21 protein-coding genes, 1 tRNA gene and 1 other RNA gene are annotated in these 21,693 nt (G+C 56.5%); 14 read left to right on the top strand and 9 right to left on the bottom strand.

The features are described from left to right. The first annotated feature begins 225 nt into the window (after positions 1–225). Together G438_RS0103380 and G438_RS0103385 are read left to right on the top strand one after the other, a co-directional pair. Positions 226–624: a DUF3052 family protein gene (locus tag G438_RS0103380; protein WP_026460162.1), complete on the top strand. Its 399-nt coding sequence runs from the start codon at positions 226–228 to the stop codon at positions 622–624. A gap of 193 nt (positions 625–817) precedes the next feature. Continuing rightward, positions 818–894: transfer RNA gene (locus G438_RS0103385), tRNA-Val, on the top strand. Positions 895–1,004: 110 nt separating this feature from the next. Here G438_RS0103385 and G438_RS12725 read toward each other — a convergent pair. Both G438_RS12725 and G438_RS0103395 read right to left on the bottom strand, forming a co-directional pair. After that, a complete protein-coding gene (locus G438_RS12725; protein WP_338054381.1) occupies positions 1,005–1,136 on the bottom strand; it encodes a helix-turn-helix transcriptional regulator in 132 nt (43 codons plus the stop codon). Next, positions 1,133–1,378: a hypothetical protein gene (locus tag G438_RS0103395; protein WP_026460163.1), complete on the bottom strand. Its 246-nt coding sequence runs from the start codon at positions 1,376–1,378 to the stop codon at positions 1,133–1,135. The genes G438_RS12725 and G438_RS0103395 overlap by 4 nt, the downstream gene beginning before the upstream one ends. A 121-nt stretch (positions 1,379–1,499) precedes the next feature. On the opposite strand from G438_RS0103395, the gene G438_RS0103400 reads away from it, so the two are divergent. Beyond that, positions 1,500–1,937 carry a DUF2871 family protein gene (locus G438_RS0103400; protein ID WP_051259241.1) on the top strand — a complete coding sequence of 146 codons (438 nt, stop codon included), beginning with the start codon at positions 1,500–1,502 and terminating at the stop codon, positions 1,935–1,937. Positions 1,938–2,132: 195 nt separating this feature from the next. On the opposite strand, the gene G438_RS10530 is transcribed toward G438_RS0103400, so the two are convergent. The 4 genes from G438_RS10530 to lipB form a co-directional block, all read right to left on the bottom strand. Next, a complete protein-coding gene (locus G438_RS10530; RefSeq protein ID WP_084403014.1) occupies positions 2,133–3,671 on the bottom strand; it encodes an NAD(P)/FAD-dependent oxidoreductase in 1,539 nt (512 codons plus the stop codon). Between the two features lie 140 nt (positions 3,672–3,811). After that, positions 3,812–5,479: a class I adenylate-forming enzyme family protein gene (locus G438_RS0103410; protein WP_084403016.1), complete on the bottom strand. Its 1,668-nt coding sequence runs from the start codon at positions 5,477–5,479 to the stop codon at positions 3,812–3,814. A gap of 9 nt (positions 5,480–5,488) precedes the next feature. Then, the gene (lipA, locus tag G438_RS0103415; RefSeq protein ID WP_026460166.1) at positions 5,489–6,562 is read right to left on the bottom strand and encodes a lipoyl synthase; all 1,074 of its coding nucleotides are present in this window, start codon (positions 6,560–6,562) and stop codon (positions 5,489–5,491) included. After that, positions 6,559–7,260, bottom strand: coding sequence for a lipoyl(octanoyl) transferase LipB (gene lipB, locus G438_RS10535; RefSeq protein ID WP_051259249.1), 702 nt, complete (start codon positions 7,258–7,260; stop codon positions 6,559–6,561). Before lipB ends, lipA begins: the two co-directional genes overlap by 4 nt. A 96-nt stretch (positions 7,261–7,356) precedes the next feature. Here lipB and G438_RS0103425 point away from each other — a divergent pair, with 96 nt between their 5' ends. After that, the gene (locus G438_RS0103425) at positions 7,357–8,205 is read left to right on the top strand and encodes a Nif3-like dinuclear metal center hexameric protein (protein ID WP_026460167.1); all 849 of its coding nucleotides are present in this window, start codon (positions 7,357–7,359) and stop codon (positions 8,203–8,205) included. Next, complete coding sequence (locus G438_RS0103430; protein WP_026460168.1) at positions 8,202–8,933, top strand: zinc ribbon domain-containing protein; 732 nt, start codon at positions 8,202–8,204, stop codon at positions 8,931–8,933. Before G438_RS0103425 ends, G438_RS0103430 begins: the two co-directional genes overlap by 4 nt. Before the next feature lie 79 nt (positions 8,934–9,012). Here G438_RS0103430 and G438_RS0103435 read toward each other — a convergent pair whose 3' ends face one another. Then, positions 9,013–9,798, bottom strand: a complete 786-nt coding sequence (locus G438_RS0103435; protein WP_026460169.1) for a YaaA family protein — start codon at positions 9,796–9,798, stop codon at positions 9,013–9,015. A 52-nt stretch (positions 9,799–9,850) separates the two neighbouring features. Here G438_RS0103435 and rnpB point away from each other — a divergent pair. Beyond that, positions 9,851–10,221: RNase P RNA component class A (rnpB, locus tag G438_RS11865), an RNA gene on the top strand. A gap of 244 nt (positions 10,222–10,465) precedes the next feature. Here the strand turns inward: rnpB and ppgK are convergent. Both ppgK and map read right to left on the bottom strand, forming a co-directional pair. After that, positions 10,466–11,215: a polyphosphate--glucose phosphotransferase gene (ppgK, locus tag G438_RS0103440; RefSeq protein ID WP_026460170.1), complete on the bottom strand. Its 750-nt coding sequence runs from the start codon at positions 11,213–11,215 to the stop codon at positions 10,466–10,468. Between the two features lie 69 nt (positions 11,216–11,284). Continuing rightward, the gene (gene map / locus G438_RS0103445; RefSeq protein ID WP_026460171.1) at positions 11,285–12,175 is read right to left on the bottom strand and encodes a type I methionyl aminopeptidase; all 891 of its coding nucleotides are present in this window, start codon (positions 12,173–12,175) and stop codon (positions 11,285–11,287) included. Positions 12,176–12,310: 135 nt separating this feature from the next. Between map and panB the strand changes: the two genes are divergently transcribed. The 8 genes from panB (at position 12,311) to argR (ending at position 21,680) form a co-directional block, all read left to right on the top strand. Continuing rightward, positions 12,311–13,114, top strand: a complete 804-nt coding sequence (gene panB, locus G438_RS0103450; protein WP_240470969.1) for a 3-methyl-2-oxobutanoate hydroxymethyltransferase — start codon at positions 12,311–12,313, stop codon at positions 13,112–13,114. Positions 13,115–13,219: 105 nt separating this feature from the next. Then, positions 13,220–14,305 (top strand): phenylalanine--tRNA ligase subunit alpha, encoded by a 1,086-nt coding sequence (pheS, locus tag G438_RS0103455; protein ID WP_026460173.1) that lies wholly within the window; start codon positions 13,220–13,222, stop codon positions 14,303–14,305. Between the two features lies 1 nt (position 14,306). Then, positions 14,307–16,943, top strand: a complete 2,637-nt coding sequence (gene pheT, locus G438_RS0103460) for a phenylalanine--tRNA ligase subunit beta (RefSeq protein WP_026460174.1) — start codon at positions 14,307–14,309, stop codon at positions 16,941–16,943. A gap of 192 nt (positions 16,944–17,135) precedes the next feature. Further along, the gene (locus G438_RS0103465; RefSeq protein WP_026460175.1) at positions 17,136–17,630 is read left to right on the top strand and encodes a flavodoxin domain-containing protein; all 495 of its coding nucleotides are present in this window, start codon (positions 17,136–17,138) and stop codon (positions 17,628–17,630) included. Between the two features lie 72 nt (positions 17,631–17,702). Continuing rightward, positions 17,703–18,764, top strand: coding sequence for an N-acetyl-gamma-glutamyl-phosphate reductase (argC, locus tag G438_RS0103470; protein WP_034284922.1), 1,062 nt, complete (start codon positions 17,703–17,705; stop codon positions 18,762–18,764). Then, the gene (gene argJ, locus G438_RS0103475) at positions 18,761–19,939 is read left to right on the top strand and encodes a bifunctional glutamate N-acetyltransferase/amino-acid acetyltransferase ArgJ (protein WP_026460177.1); all 1,179 of its coding nucleotides are present in this window, start codon (positions 18,761–18,763) and stop codon (positions 19,937–19,939) included. Before argC ends, argJ begins: the two co-directional genes overlap by 4 nt. Continuing rightward, positions 19,936–21,171 carry an acetylornithine transaminase gene (locus G438_RS0103480; RefSeq protein ID WP_026460178.1) on the top strand — a complete coding sequence of 412 codons (1,236 nt, stop codon included), beginning with the start codon at positions 19,936–19,938 and terminating at the stop codon, positions 21,169–21,171. Before argJ ends, G438_RS0103480 begins: the two co-directional genes overlap by 4 nt. Continuing rightward, a complete protein-coding gene (gene argR / locus G438_RS0103485) occupies positions 21,168–21,680 on the top strand; it encodes an arginine repressor (protein WP_051259244.1) in 513 nt (170 codons plus the stop codon). Before G438_RS0103480 ends, argR begins: the two co-directional genes overlap by 4 nt. Positions 21,681–21,693: the final 13 nt, after the last annotated feature.

The raw sequence follows: 21,693 nt of genomic DNA on the forward strand, positions 1-21,693 counted from the left end.
CCTTTGTTGCTTGCCTCTATTGTCTAACGTTCGTCGTTCTTTTTCACCCTTGTAGGGGACTTCCGGCCTATGGGAAAAGCCTCATTTAGTTCGAATTCATGTTCAGGACTCAATTGCGCAACATTTTGATCGAAGAGATGTGCGATGCGCCGCAATGTCATACGATGTGCATGTGTTTTCCCGTGGAGTACATCAGACTCAATGCCAGGTAGTCGGGTGGTTGTCATGACCGTCAACCTTGGATTCGCTGCAGGGCAGATTGTGCAGGAGTTTTACCTCGACGATGACTGCGATGAGGCGTTGCGTGCCTCAGTCGAGTCGCACACCGGCGAAATGCTCGTCGATGTCGACTACGGAGATGTCGTCGATGGTGTCATCGTTTGGTGGCGAGCAGATGACGCCGACGAAGAAGATTTGGCTGACGTGCTGGTTGATGCCGTGTCAAATCTTGATGATGGTGGTGTCGTGTGGGTGCTGATCCCTAAGCCGGGACGTGCGCAGGCAGTACCAGTGTCTGACGTGGAGGAAGCAGCAAAGGTTGCTGGTTTGAACTCCACGTCGGCTGCCTCTGTTGGTGCCGATTGGTCGGGGATTCGCCTTACTGCCCGTCCGCGAGGCCGCTGAATACCATCTCACGGTGCTGGTGCCTCGGCAATAATTGACGAGGCGTCGGCGGCCTTTGGGCGGATTTCTTCCTTTCGGGGTGGGGCGCACGCAAGGCGACCGTGTGAGGCTCGCAGCTTTTGTGGGTGTGGGGCGATTCGGATTTGTCGAAACGATTATTGCCAGTACACTTATCTGGTGCCCTTCGGGGCAAGGGCCTGTAGCTCAGTTGGTCAGAGCGCTGCGTTTACACCGCAGAAGTCGTCGGTTCGAACCCGGCCGGGCCCACCATATACCAGGCGATAGCGTGCGAATCGCCTATCGTGCTTTGTCGATATCGTCGGCGTCAGGCGTGAAAATTTCTTCCAGTGCGACGGCGAAAATTGCTGATATCTTAAAGCTCACCCTAATGATGGGTCGTATTTTCCGTTCTCAATAGCGATGATTGTTTGCCCAGAGGCACCGAGTTTTTCGCCAAGTTCTGCCTGTGTCCAGCGTTTTTCAACGCGTAGCTCACGCACAGTGTTTTTCATCGCTGATACCTCCACCATGTGATGAGTGCGGCGATTAGCCATGCGCCCAGAAGGATGGCCCCTGTCCACAAATTGCCAATAAAGGCTGCGGGAAACCATGTGACGATAATGACCGCTCCGAAAAGGAGTCCACAGAGGATATCGCTGCCGTTAAACGGGGTGAAGAGGTCTGCGAATGTCTGACCTTCAGCTTTCATGAGCTGGGACAGTACAAGGATTGTCACAAGATTGACGCCGATCACGGCCAGGTTTAACCATCGGGGCGGTGTATTCGTCAGGATGAGGAGGGTGCCGACTTAACAACAGTGTTAAGTGCATTTGGCATGGGTGGGCGAATTGGCGTTAATCTGTTATTGTGACACTATGTCAGAAACTTCGGTGAAGTCGCTCCGCGCACAAAAAACCTTGGTGATCCTTGCGTCATTTTGGGCAGCCCTGGGTTTGACAAGCGGGATTGCCTTTCGTGAACTCACCCGTCACGCTGAATATGACTCTGGCGTCCTTGGCCTCACACATGGACATACCCTTACCTTAGGTATGATCCTGATGCTGATTGCCCTGCTCCTTGAGCGTTCGATGCTGCTGAGTTCACGTAAAACCTACCTGCCATTCCTTGTCGCATGGAATGTAGGTCTGTTCTTGACCATCATTACCCTATTTGGTCGAGGCTTCCATTCGGTACGCGGGATGGATATTCCATGGGTGATGACGCTGGTATCGGGTGTGGGACATACAGTACTGACTGTCGGGTTAGTGCTGTTCTTCGTCACCCTTTTCAAAGCGCTTCCTGCACAAAAATAGCGCTTCCTGCACAAAAATAAGGTGACCTATCCGGTCGGTGACTACCGCGTCGCGGCAGTGCTGGCTCACCCGTGTGGACATATATGCAATGAGTGGGTGTGGAGCTAATTCACCATGCGTGAGGCACCTGTGTGCGATGTGCAGCCACTAGTGCTAGGTACTCGCTGATCAGCGGTTTCTTTTCGGGTGATCTGTCTACAGGGTAGTTTTGTCCTCTTCGGCGTTACCAGGCTGATAGCCGCTGGTGTCAGGTTCATCGTTGCTGGTGCTTTCGGTGTCGGTACTTTCCTGAATGTCCTGGGCACTATCTGTGGTGGCAGTGGCAGCACCTGCAGTATCAGCTTTGATAGTATCCGCAGCGTCAGCACTGGCGTCGGCGTCGATATCATCAACAAGCCGCTCGCCCGCAACCAGGCGCCCTGATGATCCAGTTCCTAAACTTTCCAACGCCAAGCGACCTACCAACTGCTGATTGGTTGTCGTGCGTTGTGGGCGCGCGCCCGACATGAAGGCCACGAGCCAGTGAAGCAGGGTTCCGATCTGCGATTTGAAGCCCACAATGTAAAGCAGATGGAGGAAGCACCATGCCACCCAAGCCACGAAGCCGGTCAGGCGTACCTTCCCCATCTTGACAACGGCCTGGAAACGGGAAATCGTTGCCATCGATCCTTTGTCGAAATAGGTAAATATTTCTTGGCGAGGCTCCCGTCCCGTGAGGCGGGCCAGTATCGTATCGGCAGCAAAGCGTGCCGACTGAATTGCGCCCTGAGCGACGCCAGGCACGCCTGGTACGCTCATCATGTCACCGAGGACAAAGATTTCTGGGTGGCCTGGGATGGTGAGGTCTTTGTCGACGACGACGCGCCCCGATCGATCCAATTCGACACCTGTGCGCTCAGCCAGTACCTTGCCCAAGGGAGAGGCTTGGACGCCTGCTGCCCACACCTTACACATGGAGTCAATGACTTCGACGTTGCCATCTTTGTCGCGCAGAGTCACCGAGGTGGCATCAACGTCGGTGACAAATGCGTTCATCCGCATTTCTACGCCGAGTTTCTCAAGATTCCGTCGGGTGATATGGGAGAGGTCTTCGCCAAAGACAGGCAACGGCCCGGGTGCCCCATCGACGAGGATTACGCGCGCGTCGGTGGGGTCAATATTGCGGAATTCTCCGCGTAAGGTTTTTGCCGAGAGTTCACGTATCTGTCCAGCCATCTCCACACCGGTTGGCCCAGCGCCCACCACAACAAATGTCAAAAGCTTTTCAAGCTGCTTTGGGTCGGCTTCGATCTCAGCCAGCTCGAAAGCGCCGAAAATACGTGCGCGCAACTCAAGGGCGTCGTCGATACTTTTCATGCCGGGCGCAAAGACAGCGAAATGATCGTTACCGAAGTAGGACTGGCCCGCACCTGCAGCGACAATCAGCGTGTCGTAGGGGGTTTCTTCCCAACGGTTGTGGTTACGCCAACGGACAACGCGGGCATCAGTGTCAATATCTTCAACGAGGGCCTGTAAGACGGTCACATTCTTTTGGCCGCGAAGGATTTCACGAGTCGTTGGGGCAATATCACCTTCGGATAAGATGCCGGTGGCTACCTGGTACAGCAGGGGTTGGAAAAGGTGGTGACTTGTGCGAGCAAGGAGCGTGATATCAGCATCGGCTTTTCGGAGACGACGTGCCGCCACAAGGCCAGCAAAGCCAGAACCGATGATCACAATGCGATGACGAGCCATAGGAAAACCCTCCTTTAATTACGACACATTGATGTTACTCAAATCGATGGGTGCTGCCTATGGGTGACCATGTGACTTATCTGATGGCGCCGCCCGCAACGCTCACGGCACCAAAACCCGCAACGCTGACGACACCAGAATTAGGCCTCGATTGACGCGCGTGTCTGTTCCAACTGGGCGGCGGCAGCCGCAATATCAGGCTTGCCCGTCGACGTCAGTGGCAATCGTTGTGTCCACACCACATGGCGCACCTGTTGCCACGGGGCCAGTTCGCCAGCAAGTGCACTCCGTATCGCGTCAACGCCCAGCAGCATACTCTCGTGCCTTGACGCTGCATCAAGCCCAGACAAAGCCTCGTCCCCGTTGTCAACAGCGCCTCGGACCTTAGCGGTGTTGGCAGGGACCAACAGAGCAGCAACAATCTGTCCCCAGCGTTCATCGGGTAGGCCAACGACCAATGCATCGCGCACCTGAGGAAGGGCACGTAGTGCTTCTTCCACCACCGCAGGAGCGACCAATTCTCCGCCCGTGTTAATCATGCGCGAAGCGCGTGAAACAAAATGGAGAGCCCCGCCATCATCCCACTGCGCTAAATCGCCAGTATCAAGCCAGGTTGACTGCGTGGCGGATCCTTCCATCGCTGATGTAGGTGGGGTTGAAACGACCCCGGGGCCGCGTACCTGAAGGGTACCGACAAGATTCGGGCCGGTGATCACTGCCTCGTCCTGATCGACGAGGCGCAGGTCCGTGTAGGGGAAAGGCTGACCGATAGTGCCCGGGTGCGCCTCGTACATCTCTGGGGACGCAAAGGTACCAGCCCCACCCGTTTCAGTCATTCCCCACACGTGGATGGGGGAAAGTCCTGCTTTCTTCATATCTTGCGCTAAGACAGGGGAGAGCTTTTCGCCGCCAATGAGTGGTCGAGTCCACGTGGACAAATGCGTACCCAGCCGTGTGTGTGCCTCTATCAGGGCATAACACATGGCGGGAACAGCGAACATCATCGTGATTCCATAGTGATCAACGCTGCGCACAATGAGGTCAGCATCGAAGGAATCAAATACGACAACTGTGCCACCATGACTAAAGACATCTAACGACGTGCCATTGAAGCCGCCAATATGTGACAGAGGTGCCGCAACCCCCACAATATCCGTGCCGGGGGAGTACTCAAAGCCATCACGAAATGATGCGCTTGCCCACCACAGGTGCCGATGACTGAGCGTAATCCCACGAGGTTGGCCGGTACTTCCCGAGGTGTAAATAATAGCTGCCGCATGATGATGGCATGGCACAATATTGCCGTTGAACTGAGGTGATACGCGCGCTGTCAACTGCGCAAAATCCTGTACGGACATCACCATGTCTTGATAAAAAACGCCCTGATTCACCAGTGAATCCTCAGTGAGAATGAGTCGGGGTTGACAGTCATCCAGTAACGCGCGAAGTTGGCGGCGAGGCAGGCGCGGCGACAGGGGAACGGTGACACCGTGAAGTAGCGACGCAGCGACATGCACAATGAAATGCCACGGCGAATTCGAGGCAACGACTGCAACGCGGTCTCCAGCACTGATACCCGCGTCCTGTAAAACCTGTGCCGATTGACACACAGCGCGCCATGCTTGTGCCACCGTCCACTGCTGACCGGTGGAGGCGTTCACCAAGGAAAGGCGGTGTGGTCGCTGGGCTGCGGCACGTGCCAAGACCCGTGCAGGTGAGTAGTCGGCAACAGGAACCGCGTCTACTGCCGCAGGGTGAGCATCTACTGACACAGCCGGTAAGGACACCGGTGATATCCCATTAGGCATGACACAACACTAACCAGCAGCTTCAGCCATAGCTCGTTTGGCTTTCACTGCCTCCCGTGCTGCGCGGCGACGATGCAAATCCGTCAGTACTGTGCGCGCTTCCTGCAACGTGGTACCTGAGTCTTCCAAATGCGCCAAATGCTCAGGGATCTTTCGTCCAGCACTGCGCATCCCTTTGGCCCACAATGAGCCTGCCCTATACGACGAACGCACCAGAGGGCCAGCCATGACACCGACAAAACCCATCTCTTCAGCCGCAACCGACAGCTCAAGGAACTCTTCTGGATGTACCCAACGGTCGACCGGATGATGCAATGGGGAGGGACGCAGATACTGGGTGAGTGTCAGCAAATCACAGTGTGCACTGCGTAGGTCAGCCATCGCTGACAGTATTTCGTCGCGGGTCTCACCCATCCCTAAGATGAGATTCGACTTTGTCATCGCCCCGAGGCTGTGCGCATGGCGAATCATTTCAAGGGAACGCTCATATCGGAATGCGGGGCGTATCTGCTTAAAGATCCGCGGAACCGTCTCCAGGTTATGGGCAAAAACCTGCGGGCCAGCACTGACCACGAGTTCGACACCGTCGAGTTGGCCGCGGAAATCGTCAACCAGTAGTTCCACACCGGTATTGGGGCTGAGTTCGTGAATGAGGCGGCATGTTTCGGCGTAGAGCCACGCGGCGCCGTCGGGCAGGTCATCGCGTGTCACACCCGTAATGGTGGCATAACGTAGGTCGAGGTCACGCACCGACTCTGCGACACGGCGGGGTTCGTCGGTGTCATATTCGGTGGGGCGACCTGTGGCGATATTGCAAAAGTCGCAACGGCGGGTGCATAGACGCCCTCCTAAAAGGAAGGTTGCCTCACGATCTTCCCAACACTCGTGGATATTAGGGCAATTGGCTTCTGCGCAGACCGTATGTAAGGTCTTGCCAGCCGCGAGGGCGCGCATATCCATATAGTTTTCGCCCGAACGTGCGTGAGAGCGAATCCAATCCGGCTTATCCTCAATCGGCGTTTGTGAGTTCCGCGCTTCGACACGGAGCAACTTTCTGCCTTCAGGGCTAGGAAGAGTGCTCATACGGGTTCTCCTTGAATGGGCGGCAATGCCATATCGGTGATACGTGTCACGGTAGTGGCTGGGCGGGCAAGTTGCCCAGAAATACTGGCAACAAGGTGAGTAACGACATGGTTGGCAGCGCCGACAACGGTGGTGGTGACACCTTCGCAATGTAAACTCGCCACATCGGCATCAACGAGGCCGCAGGGGATAATCCCAGAAAAGGCCCGCCCCATGTCGATGGAGACATTTAAGGCGATACCGTGAAGGGTGGCTCCGCGCGCCACCTTCAAACCGATCGCGCATATTTTCCTGTCCGGCAGGCCCGCCTCGCGAATCCACACCCCCGCGCGGCCGTCAATACGTTCGACGTCAAGCCCCCACACGTCGCGTAATGCGCTGAGAACTCCAGCCTCGACACTACGAATCCACGCCAGCGTATCGACCGGTTCTTTCAACTTCACCACTGGGTACACCACGAGTTGCCCAGGGCCGTGCCACGTCGCTGAACCTGCCCGATCAACCGGGATTACCTCAAGTGTCGTATCAGGAATATCCTGCGGTTTCGTGTGTCGGCCCGCCGTCCACGTCGGCGTAAATTCGGCAACAATCAGCGCATCTTCACCTCCGGCAACCACCTCACTGTGAAGAGCACGCTGCAGGCGGTCCACCTCCAGATAATCAGTGAGGCCACGAGGCAATAAATCAACGATACGCACGGCAGACAATGCTACTCCGCGCCACCACGATGGGCAGTGCTAAACCGGCGGTATGGACGAGATGAAAGGAATGTCATGCCCCGATAGGCTTAGGCAATGACGAAGCAGTGGACACTTGCCGACGTAATCGGCCGCATCGAAGCATGGTACCCGCGCCACAGCGCTGAAGAATGGGATCGCGTCGGCCTCATCCTTGGTGATCCTCAGCGACATATTTCTCGGATACTTCTTGCCGTGGACCCAGTGTCGGCTACCGTCGGGCAATGCGTGGACGGCAACTTTGATCTGCTACTCACCCATCATCCGCTGTATCTTCGTGGCACATCTTTCCTGCCGGAAAATGACCCGAAAGGAAAGATGGTTGCCGATCTAATCCGTGCAAATGCGGCGCTGTACTGCGCCCACACCAACGCTGATGTGGCACATGACGGTGTTGCCGATGCATTGGCGCGTCTGGTCGGACTGACTGAGTGTCAGCCTCTTGTTCCCCACGGTGTCGATGCCCATGGATACACCATCGGGCTTGGTCGCATCGGCACAATTGCCACGACTACCTTGGCAGACTTCGCCAACCGCGTTGCGGCGGTCTTACCGGCAGGTCCGCACGGACTGTATGTAGCCGGCGACGAGGCGACCCCCGTCACGCGTATCGCGGTCAGTGGGGGAGCCGGCGATCATTTCCTTGCCCAAGCACGTCAGATGGGCGCCGACGTATTTCTTACCGCCGATCTGCGCCACCACCCTGCTTCAGAACATATCGAAGGCGGTGGGCCTGCTCTGCTTTGTGCAAGTCATTGGGCCACAGAATGGCCGTGGTTGCCGCTACTGGCTGACAAACTTCGTGACAGCGCCGAGGCCGATAATGTGTCGCTTGGCGTAGAAGTCTCTACCATTGTCACTGAACCCTGGACCAGCCATCGACCCACCACCGGAGGACTACGGTGAACGTCTCTCACGCCGACCAACTTCAACTTCTTGAGCTTCAAGCACTTGACCAGCGTGAATCTGCTCTCCGGCATACGCGTGATCATCATCCTGCTCACGCTACCGTGCGAGAACTTGCTGCCCGCGCCGACGACCTCAAACGGGCAATTATCAACCAAAGCGCAGTTCGTGCAGATATCACACGTGAGGCAGCACGTATTGAGGCAGAAATCGAAAAAGTAACTGCCCGCAGGGACCGTCAACAGGGTCGCGTCGACAAAGGTGAAGTGCCACTGCGGGACATCAGCGCAATGCAGCATGAAATCGCTCAAATGAACCAGCGTTTGGCCTCGCTTGAAAGTGACCAACTCTCCGCTGAAGAACGCCTCGAAGCTTCCGACAAAGCAACAAGTGACATGAAAGCCCAGATGGAGGCGATCACCGCTGACGCGGAAAAGGTGAAGGCAGATTTCTTGGCCGATATGGCCGATGCAGATAACGAATTGCGTGCTGTCATAGCCAAACGGCGTGAGTTAGCCGCAAGCCTTGGGCAAGCCCTTGTTGCTGAATACGAACGGTCCCGTGAAAAAAATGGTGCACTGGCCGTCGTGGAGGTGCGTAATGGTCTGGTTCAAGGTATTGGAACCGATTTGTCGCCCGCTGAACTCGACGTGATTCGACGTACCCCTGCTGATCAGCTGTACTGGACCGAAGACACAGGTCAGATTGTGGTGCGCACTAACGGCTAAGATGGAGGCTCGCGCTGTAGGTGAACTGAGCCAATGCACGTATTTTGGTCTGTGACCAAGGTGGCTAGGTGTAGGCGATCTAGTCTGTGACCAAGGTGGCGATACGGTGGCTACCACCTTGTTTGGTGTATTTCGCCTGCGTGAGTTCAACGGCGATGGCATGATGATCGACACCTTTAGCGTCGGTCGCCACAATCGCATCAAGATGGCTGTGCAAGTGGGACGCAAGTTCGTCGGCGTCTTGAATGTCAGCAGGACTCGTCGGCGCTGCAAGGAAGGCCGCAGTTGCCAACCCACGCCAGCGTTTTGCGTCGTGCGAAATCACGCACCGCTTGCCGCAGCTTTGTCTTACCACCGCTAATTCGACGACATGCGCCCAAGGTGCCCGGCAAGCAGTGCGGTATGCGCCGGAACGGCAATCAAGGATGAGGTCCTCAGCTGCCTCGTTGGCGAGCGCAAGGTCCAGGTGTGGGCGCCAAAATGTGGCTAGCGAACCGAGGCCCGGGATCGTTGTCGCCATAGGCAAACGATGATCGGGGACGAGATCATCGGGGAGGACAACACCGAATAATCCGCTAAATATGCGCACCGTTTTCAAGGCCCGAGTATGTGCCAAAGGTTCCAGATGCGACAGGCGCGCTGCGGCAAATAACACGCCGCTAAAGAGTGTCCTGGCAGGTGCGCAAGGGGAATGAAGTATCGCACCATTGACCGCGTTGCCGACGTCACCATCGGTAGTAGCAAGAATCGTGGCGAGCTGACGGCGCGCCTCGTAAAGCTGGGGGAATGCTAGATGAGCATGGTCGAGGGCAGGGCCTGTTGCGGGAGCAGTTTTTCCTTCGGATGGGGGCAGCCAAATGAACACGTGGTCAGGATACGGCACGTGGGCGCGTTGCGCGGTACCATGGCCAAGCGGATGAGGTAACCAGGCGGCCGCGCCACCCACTGAGGTGTCGAGGAACGTCCGGGCTCCACAGGGCAGGGTGGTGGCTAACAGCCACCCGGGGTGACCCGCGGGATAGTGCCACAGAAAACAAACCGCCGTCGCAGCTGTGACGGTAAGGGTGAAACGGTGGGGTAAGAGCCCACCAGCAGCGCAGGTGACTGCGTTGGCTTGGTAAACCCCACTCGGAGCAAGACCAAGCAGTAGACGCTAAGGGCGGCCCGCCCAATGTCTGCGGGTAGGTCGCTTGAGGCTGCTGGTAACAGCAGTCCTAGATGGATGGTCGCCACCGCGTACGTGATGAGCGTCCGCGGAACAGAACCCGGCGTACGGTTGCCTCATCCGCCACATGTATTCGCCGGGAAAAAGGCAGGTAACGCAGCTGGAGTGCACAGCCGGGTGAAGGCTGGTCGCGTTGCGCCTGCGCAATGCAGCGGTGGTTTCGCATGGGACTGCAGGCATTATGCGCAGTGCAACAGTGGTTTGGTGTAAAGCGGTGGGCACCGCGCAACGCAACTGTCGTCACGTACAAAACGGTGGGTCCCGCACCATGCAAGACCCACCGTTATGGGCGTTCAGCAGCCCTAAATTACGCGCGTGTCGCCGCCCAATACGCGGCACCAATGATACCCGCAGTGTTAAAAAGCACAGCAGGTACCATTGGTGTGCGCAGATCTAACAGCGGCATGAATTTCTCGTGGTTCTTCGATACGCCACCACCGACAACAAATAAGTCGGGTGAGAACAGCATCTCCACATGGGAGTAGTAGCGTTGGAGACGTTTGGCCCACTTTTTCCACGACAGGTCCTGCAGCGTCTTTTGTCCTGCTGAGGCACGTTTCTCAGCGTCATACCCGTCTATTTCAAGGTGGCCAAGCTCAGTATTGGGAACCAACACCCCGTCAACAATGATGGCAGAGCCAATGCCGGTACCTTGGGTAGTAAGAATAATGGTTCCCTTCACACCTTTAGCGGCACCATAAGCGACCTCGGCGATACCAGCCGCATCAGCGTCGTTAAGAGGTGCAACAGGGCGTCCCAGGTGTTTGAGCATCAATTCGTTGACGTCAATGCCTACCCAAGAGTCGTCGAGGTTGGCCATAAATGGAATGACACCCTTCAAGACCGGGGCAGGGAAGGCGATACCAACTGGAATGTCAGCACCAACGTCTAGTTGTTCAAGGAGTTGGCGGCACACATCAGCCACAGCATCAGGTGTCGCAGGTTGAGGTGTTTCGATACGGATACGGTCGCCAACGAATTCGCCTGAGTCAAGATCGACAATGGCCGCTTTGATTCCTGAGCCACCAATATCGATACCGCACGCCACGTTAGCCATTACTTTCCCTCTCAGGTTAGTTGGGTGATTCAATCCACACCATAGCCTATGTGGTGGGCGCCATAATGCCTAGTCCACACTCGTGAGAATACGCGCACCATCTTCAGTGACAACAACCGTGTGTTCAAATTGGGCAGTACGGCCCCGGTCCGCGGTGACGATGGTCCACCCGTCCTCCCACTGCTCCCATTCAACGGTGCCCAGGGTCAGCATAGGTTCAACAGTGAATACCATGCCGACCTCCATCACCTCGTTGTGTCGAGGCGCTGCGTCATAGTGCGGAACAATGAGACCTGAATGGAAGGCTTCTCCAACACCATGGCCCGTGTAGTCTTTGACGACACCGTAGTGGAAACGTTTCGCGTAGGCTTCAATCACTCGACCGATCACGTTGATTTCACGGCCAGGGCGTATTGCTTTGATGCCACGGAGCATCGCCTGGCGTGTGCGTTCAATAAGCAGATGAGACTCTTCGTCGACAGTACCAACCTCGAACATCGTGCATGTATCACCATGAACACCATCAAGGTAAGCAGTGATATCAACGTTGAGTATGTCGCCTTCGGCAAGGGGCCGGTTGTCGGGGATACCGTGGCAGATGACCTCGTTAATCGAGGTGCATATTGACTTAGGGAAGCCCATATACCCCAGGCACGATGGGTATGCGCCGTGATCACAAAGGAACTCGTGCCCAATCCGGTCGAGCTCATCCGTTGTAACGCCGGGCGCAACAGCCTGACCAACTTCAACAAGTGCCTGTGCTGCGAGCTTGCCTGCAGCGGCGATTCGTTCAATGGTTTCGGTGTCTTTGATATCTGATGCGGTGACGACCTCCGGTCCGTCATGGAACATATATTCAGGTCGATCAATGTGGTCCGGGACGGTGCGTGTGGGCGAAATAATGCCGGGGGTGAGGGTGCCCAACGGTGCGCGGCGAGCCAATGCGTCAAGGTCAGTCATGAAACCAGGATACGCCGCATAGCGGGGCAGCGACGTGCACACTTCATTGGTCATAGTGGCAAAAAAGGAGGAAAATGGCGGTGGTACTTCGCCCTGCAAATAGTGAGGACACATATGTCACATCATGCGGCACCTATGGCACGCCCTAAGCGTTTCCGTATCCATCATGTTGCCGAAGCCAAAGCGCAGGGGCGGCCGCTGACAATGCTGACGGCATACGATGCACTTACGGCCCCCATATTTGAGGCAGCTGGTGTCGATATGTTGCTTGTTGGCGATTCTTTGGGCAATGTCGTGCTTGGGCATCCTTCCACCCTCCAGGTGACGCTGGCCGATATGGAGCGGGCTACAGGCGCAGTGGCCCGAAGTGTTGAGCGTGTCATGGTGGTTGCTGATCTGCCTTTTGGTACCTACGAGGCCGATTCCACGCGGGCTTTTGACAACGCGGCAGTACTCATGCGCGCGGGCGCCCATGCTGTGAAATTAGAAGGTGGCGCCGCGCGTGCCCAGACAATTCGTTTACTCACCCAAGGGGGTATTCCTGTGATGGGACACCTTGGGTACACCCCTCAGAGCGAAAATGCCCTTGGTGGTCCCCGTATGCAGGGCCGAGGCCAAGCCGCTGAACGTCTTTTTGAAGATGCCTGTGCGCTACAGGAAGCGGGTGTCTTTGCGCTGGTCTTAGAGATGGTGCCAGACGATATTGCCTCGCGTATTACTCGGGAGCTTTCAGTGTCAACGATCGGCATTGGTGCCGGACCACATACCGATGGGCAAGTGTTGGTGTGGTCGGATATGGCAGGTATGGGTGATTGGGCGCCTAGCTTCGTGCAACGCTTTGGTGAGGTCGGTGCTGCGCTTGGCGAGGCGGCACGCGCTTACGTTGCTTCGGTAAGTGAGCGTTCCTTCCCTTCTAGCGGCCACTACAAAGAGCACTAAATCGCTCCTGCTATGGGCAGCGCTGCCCCTACGGTGGTGGCACAACTATGATGTTCACGGTGCACCCTTGGTGCTTGTTGAATTGACGACTGAGGAAATAAGGATATGGACGAGCGTTCACCCAGCCTTAATCCCCTTGATGAGACGGCCGTCGCCCGCCTCGTCAATGAGGGACTAGATGAGATCACGGCCGCAACCGACTTGGCTCAATTGAAAACTGTGCGTGCTGCTTTCCTTGGGGATAATGCTGCGCTTGTCCTCGCCAACCGCACGATTGGTAGCCTCGATGCGAGTGATCGTGGTGCGGCAGGGCGCAATCTTGGTGCCGCACGTAAAGCACTCACCGACGCATTTGCTGCCCGTGAAGATGTGCTCGCGGCCCAGTACGAGGCGCGGGTGCTCGTTGAAGAGTCTGTTGACGTGACTGCTACTTACATGCGCCATCAGGTGGGGGCGCGTCATCCACTTGAGACCCTGCAGGAAGAAATCGCGGATTTCTTCGTGGCAATGGGATGGGAAATCGCTGAAGGTCCCGAGGTTGAACACGAGTGGTTTAACTTTGACAGTTTGAATTTCGACATCGATCATCCGGCGCGCCAAATGCAAGACACGTTCTATGTTGACGGAACGACTGTCGGCGGAGAGCACCCTGCCGATGGGAACCTGGTGATGCGTACTCACACGTCGCCGGTCCAGTCGCGTGCCATGCTTGAACGAGGCGTTCCCATTTACGTTGCGTGCCCGGGCAAGGTTTTCCGTTCCGACGCGCTTGATGCCACACATACGCCGGTCTTCCACCAGGTCGAAGGCCTTGCGGTGGACGAAGGGCTCACGATGGCGCATCTCAAAGGTGTTCTTGACCATTTTGCTCAAGCCATGTTTGGTCCTGAGGCAAAGACGCGTCTGCGCCCAAGTTTCTTTCCTTTCACCGAACCGAGCGCCGAGATGGACCTGTGGTTCCCCCAGAAGAAGGGTGGTCCCGGTTGGATCGAATGGGGTGGCTGTGGCATGGTGAATCCCAATGTGTTGCGAGCCAATGGGGTTGACCCGGAGCGTTACACCGGTTTTGCCTTCGGTATGGGGCTTGAGCGCACGTTGATGCTGCGTCACGGTATTGCCGATATGCACGACATTGTTGAAGGCGACGTGCGTTTTTCCCAGCAATTCGGCATTCACGGAAAGGGTCGTTGATATGCCTTTAGTTCCATTGAGCTGGCTTTCAGATCATGTCGATATCCCTGCCGGTACCACTGCTGAGCAACTTGCTCAAGCGCTGGTAAAGGTCGGTCTCGAAGAAGAAACAATCCACCCCGCGAAAGTTACCGGTCCACTTGTTGTTGGGCGCGTGCTGAGCATTGTGAAAGAAACGGCTTCCAACGGGAAAACCGTCAATTATTGCCGTGTGGACGTGGGGGAGCATAACGATGCGCCCGGTAGCGGCAAAGAGCCTTCTGACCTTCCTAGCCGCGGCATTATCTGTGGTGCCCATAATTTCGTTGAAGGCGACCTTGTTGCTGTTTGCCTGCCGGGTGCAGTATTACCGGGAGATTTTGCCATTGCGGCGCGCAAAACCTATGGGCACATTTCTGATGGCATGATTTGTTCGGCTCGGGAGCTTGGTCTTGGAGATGAGCACGACGGCATTATCGTCCTCACCGAACGTTATCCTGACCGCGATATCCCGGCCGTGGGCTCTGATCTTCTTGGGTTCCTTGGTTTAGGTGAAGAAATCCTTGAAATCAACGTCACTCCTGACCGCGGGTATTGCTTTTCGATGCGTGGTGTGGCCCGCGAATATTCGCATTCCACGGGGGCTTCTTTCCGTGATCCAGGTGTTGTTGGCACCATTATTTCCGAGGTGCCTGCCGCCACCGCTGATGGCTTCCCGGTGAAGGTGGCCGATCGGGCGCCTATTAATGGGCGTATTGGCTGCGACCGTTTTGTTGCGCGTATCGTCCGCGGCATTAATCCACAGGCCCCAAGCCCACAGTGGCTTGTTGACCGTCTTGAATCGGCAGGTATGCGGTCCCTTTCGTTGGCAGTAGACGTGACCAACTACGTGATGTTAGATCTTGGTCAACCCATGCATGCCTACGATCTTTCGGCTTTGGTTAGCCCAATCGTTGTGCGGCGCGCAATGCCCGGCGAAAGCCTTGTCACACTTGATGATGTCACGCGTCCCCTTGACGGCGAGGATCTACTCATTACTGATTCACCACAGGGTGAGGGGACACGCATTATTGGTCTTGCCGGTGTGATGGGCGGTCAGTACTCCGAAGTTGAGGAGCATACGACGGATATTTTACTTGAGGCGGCGCATTTTGATGCGGTGTCCGTTGCGCGCATCTCGCGTCGTCACCGCCTGGTTTCGGAAGCCTCCAAGCGTTTTGAACGCGGTGTTGACCCGAGACTGCCTGCGGTGGCTGCGCAGCGGGCGGTTGACCTTCTGGTTCGCTATGGCGGTGGGGTTGCAGACCCTGCGGTCACAGACCTGGACGATACATATTCACCTGCGCCCATTCGTTTTGCCTGTGACCATGCTCAGCGCCTCACCGGGGTTGAATATAGCCAGGAGCGGATCGTTGAGTTACTGGAAACCATCGGATGCAGCGTCACATATGTGGATGACGCCTTGCAGGTTGTACCACCGTCGTGGCGACCTGACCTGGTGGGACCGGCACACCTGGTTGAGGAAATTGCCCGTTTAGACGGCTATGACAATATTCCGGTTGTCCTACCGGCTGCACCCGCAGGTAAAGGCCTCACTCAGGCGCAAAAGGCGCGACGTATGGTGGCGCAAACCCTGGCTGAGTCAGCGCTCGTTGAGGTCAATTCCTACCCATTTGTATCGGACTCTTTTGATCGTCAACGCCTGACTCCTTCCGATACGCGTCGCAACGCACTGCGTTTACGTAACCCGTTGGCTGATGACACACCGCTATTGCGGACATCCATTATCGATACCTTGTTGGATACTGCTGCGCGTAATATTTCACGAGGTATGGAAGGCGTAGGGCTTTTCGAATGCGGCATGGTTGTGCGCCCTGAGGGGTGCCAGCCAACACCACTCATTGGTGCTGACCGCCGTCCTGCCGATGAGGAACTTGCGGCACTTATGGCAGGTACCCCACGCCAACCGTGGCATGTGGGTATTGTCCTTGCGGGAAAAACAGGATCCGCGTTGGAGGGCCAACGTGCCTATGACTGGCATGATGGCGTGGACGCTGTGAAACGTGTGGCAAGCGTACTTGGTGTTCGCGTCGAGGTGTGTCGCGCTTGGGAGGCGCAAGTGAGCACACTAAAGGGCGCTCCTATGCCGAGTCCTGCAACTGATCCGGCTGATGTGGCGCCGTGGCATCCTGGTCGCGTGGCACGTATTTTTGTCCGGCGGGGCCGCGACCTCGTCGATATTGCCATGGCTGGTGAATTGCATCCGGGTGTGTGTCAGGCGTTTGCTTTGCCGCCTCGCGCGATCGCTGCCGAAATTGATCTGGATGCGTTAATCGGTGCGATGGACGAGGCGCCCGTGCAGGTTCGGCCAGTGTCCACCTATCCGGTCGCCAAGGAAGATTTTGCTTTCGTCCTTCCCGCTGATATTCCAGCCTCCCGCGTTGAGCAGGCGGTGCGTCAAGGCGCGGGTGCCCTAGCGGAAAGCGTCACCCTTTTTGATATTTATCAGGGTGATCAGGTTGACGCGGGATATCGTTCGTTGGCCTTTGCTGTGCGTCTACGCGGCGACCACACACTGTCAGCGCAGGAAATTGCGGCTGTACGCCAAAATGTTATTCAACGCGTGACCAAGCAACTTGGTGGGCGTCTGCGCGCGTGAGGGTCTTGCGTCACTTGTGATGCTGTCTGCGCGCGCGAAGGGATCGGCCTAGGTGCGGCTTTGCCATAGGTGAGCGAGGGGCGTGCCTAAAGACCCTTTTGTGCGCGCAGATTACCTGTCACGCCGTTGAGAGGGATAAGAGTCGGGACTTTGTGACGGGCTTTCGCTTCGAAACTCTGTCACACTTATCTCATGCACATCCTAGTTACGGCATCCTCGAAGCATGGGGCGACAACCGAAATTGCTGACGCGTTGGCTAAACATTTGGTGGAACGCGGATTTGAGGTGAGCAGGCGCAGCCCTGAAGACGTAGAGACGCTGGACGGCTTTGATGCTGTTATCTGTGGCTCGGCAGTCTATATGATGCAGTGGATTGAGCAGGCGCACGAGTTTATGATGCGCTTTGAAGAGGAATTGGAACGCATCCCAGTTTGGGCCTTTTCTGTGGGGATGAATGGAGTGCCCAAGCACGTTCCGCAGGACCCATCACGTATTGGTCCGGTGTTGACCAGGGTACGTGCCGTTGAACATAAAATGTTCCCAGGGCGTTATTTCCCGTCACTGCTTTCATTGCGTGAACGAACTATCGTGCGTTTGGCGGGTGCGGTCGAAGGTGATTTCCGTGATTGGACCGAAATCAATGCCTGGGCGGACTCGATTGCCACGCAGTTGGAAGGTGCACAGTAGGCGTTGACGTGGGATGATCACCCTACGGACACACAATATGAATAATATTCATGCACATGTATAGTTATGTGCATGATTAAGGCGGCAGTTGCGGGCGCATCCGGTTACGCAGGTGGAGAAACGCTGCGTTTGCTGGCGCAGCACCCCGAAATTGACATTGTGACCGTTACTGCAGCCTCCTCAAGTGGGCAACCTCTGGGCAATTACCAACCCCATATCCCGCAACTCGCTGACCGCATGATTCAGGAAACCCGTGTGGACACCCTTGCAGGTCATGATCTTGTCATTCTGGCACTGCCGCACGGTCATTCTGGCGCGATCGGCGACGCGCTCGCAGAATCAGGTGACAATGGGATTGTTGTTGATCTCGCGGCGGATCACCGCCTCGTCGATGCGGATGAATGGGCGCGCTATTACGGTGGCGAATACTGTCCAGCGTGGACATACGCCATGCCGGAACTCCTCCACGCCGGTGAAAGTCGTGCTGTAAAGCAACGCGCATTAATCGCCAACAGCACCAGACTGGCTGTACCGGGATGCAATGCCACAGCTGTTACCCTTGCTGCACAATGTGCAGTCAATGCAAATATTATCGATACACAGTCACTGGTTGCCACCCTGGCAGTCGGATACTCTGGAGCAGGAAAAACGCTGAAGCCACACCTACTCGCATCGCAGGCAAGCGGTACCTTGGCGCCATATGCCGTGGGCGGCTCTCATCGCCACATCCCGGAAATCCTTCAAAACCTGCGCCTCGCCGGTGCTACTGGCGACGCGCGCCTGACGTTCACGCCTGTTCTGGCACCACTGTCACGTGGCATTTTGGCGACCGTAGTTGCCCCGCTCAAGTGTGGGATCACACGAGCCGATGTTGACCAAGCGCTAGCAGTTTACGACGAAGAGTATCTGGTCACTGTCACACAGGCACCTACATGGCCGACCACGGGCCCACTCACCGGCACTGGAGCAGTTCAAATTCATTGGAGCATAGACGAGCGGGCAGGTGCGCTGGTCATGATCTGTGCCATCGATAACCTCGGTAAAGGCACCGCCGCGGCCGCACTTCAAAGCGCAAATATTGCCCTCGGCTTGCCCGAATATACCGCCGTTCCCACGATCGGAGTAGCACCATGACCTACAGCGGCGTCACCTATCCACGGGGCTTCACAGCAGCAGGATGCTCAGCAGGCATTAAGAGCAGTGGTGGCAAGGACCTCGCCATCGTCATTAACAACGGGCCGGTTCCTGCAAGTGCAGGTGTATTCACCTCGAATCGGATCGTTGCCGCACCTGTCACGCTCACACGTGAACATCTCACCCACGGCCCCCTTGGGGCCGTCATATTAAATTCTGGTGGCGCCAACGCCTGCACTGGAACGCTTGGCATGGATAACGCCCGCACAACGGCAGCAGCTGTTGGCGCGCATATCGGCATCGCTCCACAACACGTGGGCGTATGCTCCACAGGCATTATCGGCGTACCGCTCCCCATGGACCGAATCCTTGGCGCAATCCCCACACTTTGCGCAGCAGCATCTGCCCACGCCCAGGCAAGCCTCGACGCCGCAGACGCGATCCGCACCACAGACACAGTGGCGAAAACATATGCCAGCGAATACGCCGATGGTTGGCGAATCGGCGGCATGGCCAAAGGTGCGGGGATGCTTGCACCGGGACTTGCCACCATGCTGTGCGTCCTCACTACCGATGCTTGTCTGGATAATGACAATGCCGCAGCCGCTTTAGCCGAAGCGGTACGCACAACATTTAACCGGACAGACTCGGATGGATGTATGTCCACGAACGACACGGTGCTCCTTTTGTCTTCAGGTTCAAGTGGCCTTACACCACGAATCGAGGACTTCACTGCCGAATTGACAGTTGCGTGTGCAAACCTCGCTCGGCAACTGCTTGCAGATGCCGAAGGTGCAAGCCATGACATCGCCATCACCGTCACCGGCGCCACCAGCGAGGAGGCCGCTGAAGCAGTGGGACGCGCAGTTGCCCGCTCCAACCTGTTTAAAACCGCCGTTTTTGGCAACGACCCGAACTGGGGACGCATTATCTCTGAAGTAGGAACCGTCCCACAGTCCGTTGCCCCATACGACCCTAATGCGATCGACGTCATCATTAACCATGTCATGGTGTGCCAGGCAGGCGGCGTAGGGCAAGACCGCGCGCTGGTCGACATGTCAGCCAGGGAAGTGTCGGTCGTCGTCGACCTCCATGCGGGCAATGCAAGCGCCACGATCTGGACCAATGACCTCACACACGACTATGTCCACGAGAACAGTGCCTACACATCATGAGTACTATCACCGATAGCCCAAAGGGCTGGTCCGCGCGTTACGACAATACCTTCATGCCAACCTTCGGCACACCGTCACTGATGCTCGTTCGCGGCGATGGCACCCACGTATGGGATAGCGAGGGCAACAAGTATCTCGACCTCTACGCAGGTATCGCGGTCAACGCACTAGGGCATGCACACCCCGCGATTGTTGATGCCGTGAGCCAACAGATCACAACCCTGGGCCATATTTCCAATTTCTTTGCAAGTATTCCTCAAGTGACGCTGGGGGAACACCTACTTGCCATCACTGCGCCCGATACGCCAGTGTCGGGCAAAGTATTTCTGACAAACTCCGGCACCGAATCAACTGAAGCAGCCCTCAAAATCGTCAAAGCCTATGCCAATACTGCCGACACGCCCAAGACGCGTATTTTGGCCCTCGACCACTCCTTTCACGGACGTTCCACCGGTGCTTTAGCCCTGACGTGGAAAGAAAGCTATCGCGCTCCTTTCGCGCCACTTCTTGGTCCTATCGAGTTCATCCCAGCAAATGATGAGACCGCGCTTCGTGACGCAATGAGCGACGATGTTGCGGCTATATTCATTGAACCCATCCAAGGCGAAGCGGGCGTACACGTAATCCACGACAGCTACATGCGCCTCGTCCGTGAACTCACCACCCGCTACGGCGCACTGATGGTCATTGACGAGGTGCAAACCGGGCTTGGACGAACAGGACAATGGATGGGACACCACTGGTCGGCAATCACGCCCGACGTCGTTACCCTGGCAAAAGGACTCGCAGGAGGTATGCCCATCGGTGCCTGCATAGCCTACGGACAAGCTGCGCAAATACTAGGACCGGGAATGCACGGCTCCACCTTCGGTGGAAACCCTGTGTGCGCAGCTGCGGCCCTTGCCGTCATCAACACCATCAAGCAGACAGATCTGGTGAAACGAAGCCGCGACCTGGGTGCACGCTGGCGCGCTGACCTTAGCCAATACCTCGGCACGTCACTGCGTGAGGTACGCGGACGTGGTCTGCTCATCGGCATTGAACTGGCAGAACCTGTCGCACCCGCAATGGTCACAGCCGCCCGACGCAACGGATTTCTCCTCAACGCCACAAGCGAAACGACGCTCCGCCTCGCGCCTGCCCTCACTATCACTGACGAGCAGGTTGACATCTTCACCCAGGCACTGCCTACGCTCTACGATGCCGCACGAAAGGAGAATAACGCGAAGTGAATACTGCAGCCGTGCCACGAACTAAAGCAGCACGCCAGGAAGCGATCCGTGACTTGCTCGCTGCCAATCGCATCAACTCGCAGCAGGAACTGCGAAGCCAACTACTCCGACACGGATTTGAAGTGACACAGGCGACATTGTCACGCGACCTTGTCGAAATGCAGGCAACAAAAGTGCGGTCACATGAAGGGCTTCTCGTTTACACCGTTCCTGACCTTGATGGTTCCCCTACACATGAAGGCGAAGCCGGTAGAGAACGCCTCGTACGGTGGTGCCAAAGCCTGCTCACCGGCTCCACCCAGGTCGGCAACCATCTTGTGCTGCGCACGCCAGTTGGCGCCGCATCACTACTGGGCAGTGCCATAGATGCCGTTCGAATGGACGAAGTTGCAGGCACCATCGCCGGAGACGACACGATACTGGTCATCTGTCGCTCGGTTGACGACGCCCAGGCTGTAGAACACACACTCCTTGAAATGTCCCAGCCGGGATATTCAACGGAGAAATGAAAGGAAAATACTC

It is taken from the genome of Schaalia suimastitidis DSM 15538 (genome assembly GCF_000429105.1).
Classification (GTDB): Bacteria; Actinomycetota; Actinomycetes; order Actinomycetales; family Actinomycetaceae; genus Pauljensenia; species Pauljensenia suimastitidis.

Excerpts from the sequence above, each read along its gene's own strand:
- G438_RS0103380 (WP_026460162.1), top strand. The coding sequence starts at position 226 with ATGACCGTCAACCTTGGATTCGCTGCAGGGCAGATTGTGCAGGAGTTT.
- G438_RS12725 (WP_338054381.1), bottom strand. The coding sequence starts at position 1,136 with ATGAAAAACACTGTGCGTGAGCTACGCGTTGAAAAACGCTGGACACAG.
- G438_RS0103400 (WP_051259241.1), top strand. The coding sequence starts at position 1,500 with ATGTCAGAAACTTCGGTGAAGTCGCTCCGCGCACAAAAAACCTTGGTG.
- G438_RS10530 (WP_084403014.1), bottom strand. The coding sequence starts at position 3,671 with ATGGCTCGTCATCGCATTGTGATCATCGGTTCTGGCTTTGCTGGCCTT.
- G438_RS0103410 (WP_084403016.1), bottom strand. The coding sequence starts at position 5,479 with ATGCCTAATGGGATATCACCGGTGTCCTTACCGGCTGTGTCAGTAGAT.
- lipA (WP_026460166.1), bottom strand. The coding sequence starts at position 6,562 with ATGAGCACTCTTCCTAGCCCTGAAGGCAGAAAGTTGCTCCGTGTCGAA.
- G438_RS0103425 (WP_026460167.1), top strand. The coding sequence starts at position 7,357 with ATGACGAAGCAGTGGACACTTGCCGACGTAATCGGCCGCATCGAAGCA.
- ppgK (WP_026460170.1), bottom strand. The coding sequence starts at position 11,215 with ATGGCTAACGTGGCGTGCGGTATCGATATTGGTGGCTCAGGAATCAAA.
- map (WP_026460171.1), bottom strand. The coding sequence starts at position 12,175 with ATGACTGACCTTGACGCATTGGCTCGCCGCGCACCGTTGGGCACCCTC.
- panB (WP_240470969.1), top strand. The coding sequence starts at position 12,311 with ATGGCACGCCCTAAGCGTTTCCGTATCCATCATGTTGCCGAAGCCAAA.
- pheS (WP_026460173.1), top strand. The coding sequence starts at position 13,220 with ATGGACGAGCGTTCACCCAGCCTTAATCCCCTTGATGAGACGGCCGTC.
- pheT (WP_026460174.1), top strand. The coding sequence starts at position 14,307 with ATGCCTTTAGTTCCATTGAGCTGGCTTTCAGATCATGTCGATATCCCT.
- G438_RS0103465 (WP_026460175.1), top strand. The coding sequence starts at position 17,136 with ATGCACATCCTAGTTACGGCATCCTCGAAGCATGGGGCGACAACCGAA.
- argC (WP_034284922.1), top strand. The coding sequence starts at position 17,703 with ATGATTAAGGCGGCAGTTGCGGGCGCATCCGGTTACGCAGGTGGAGAA.
- argJ (WP_026460177.1), top strand. The coding sequence starts at position 18,761 with ATGACCTACAGCGGCGTCACCTATCCACGGGGCTTCACAGCAGCAGGA.
- G438_RS0103480 (WP_026460178.1), top strand. The coding sequence starts at position 19,936 with ATGAGTACTATCACCGATAGCCCAAAGGGCTGGTCCGCGCGTTACGAC.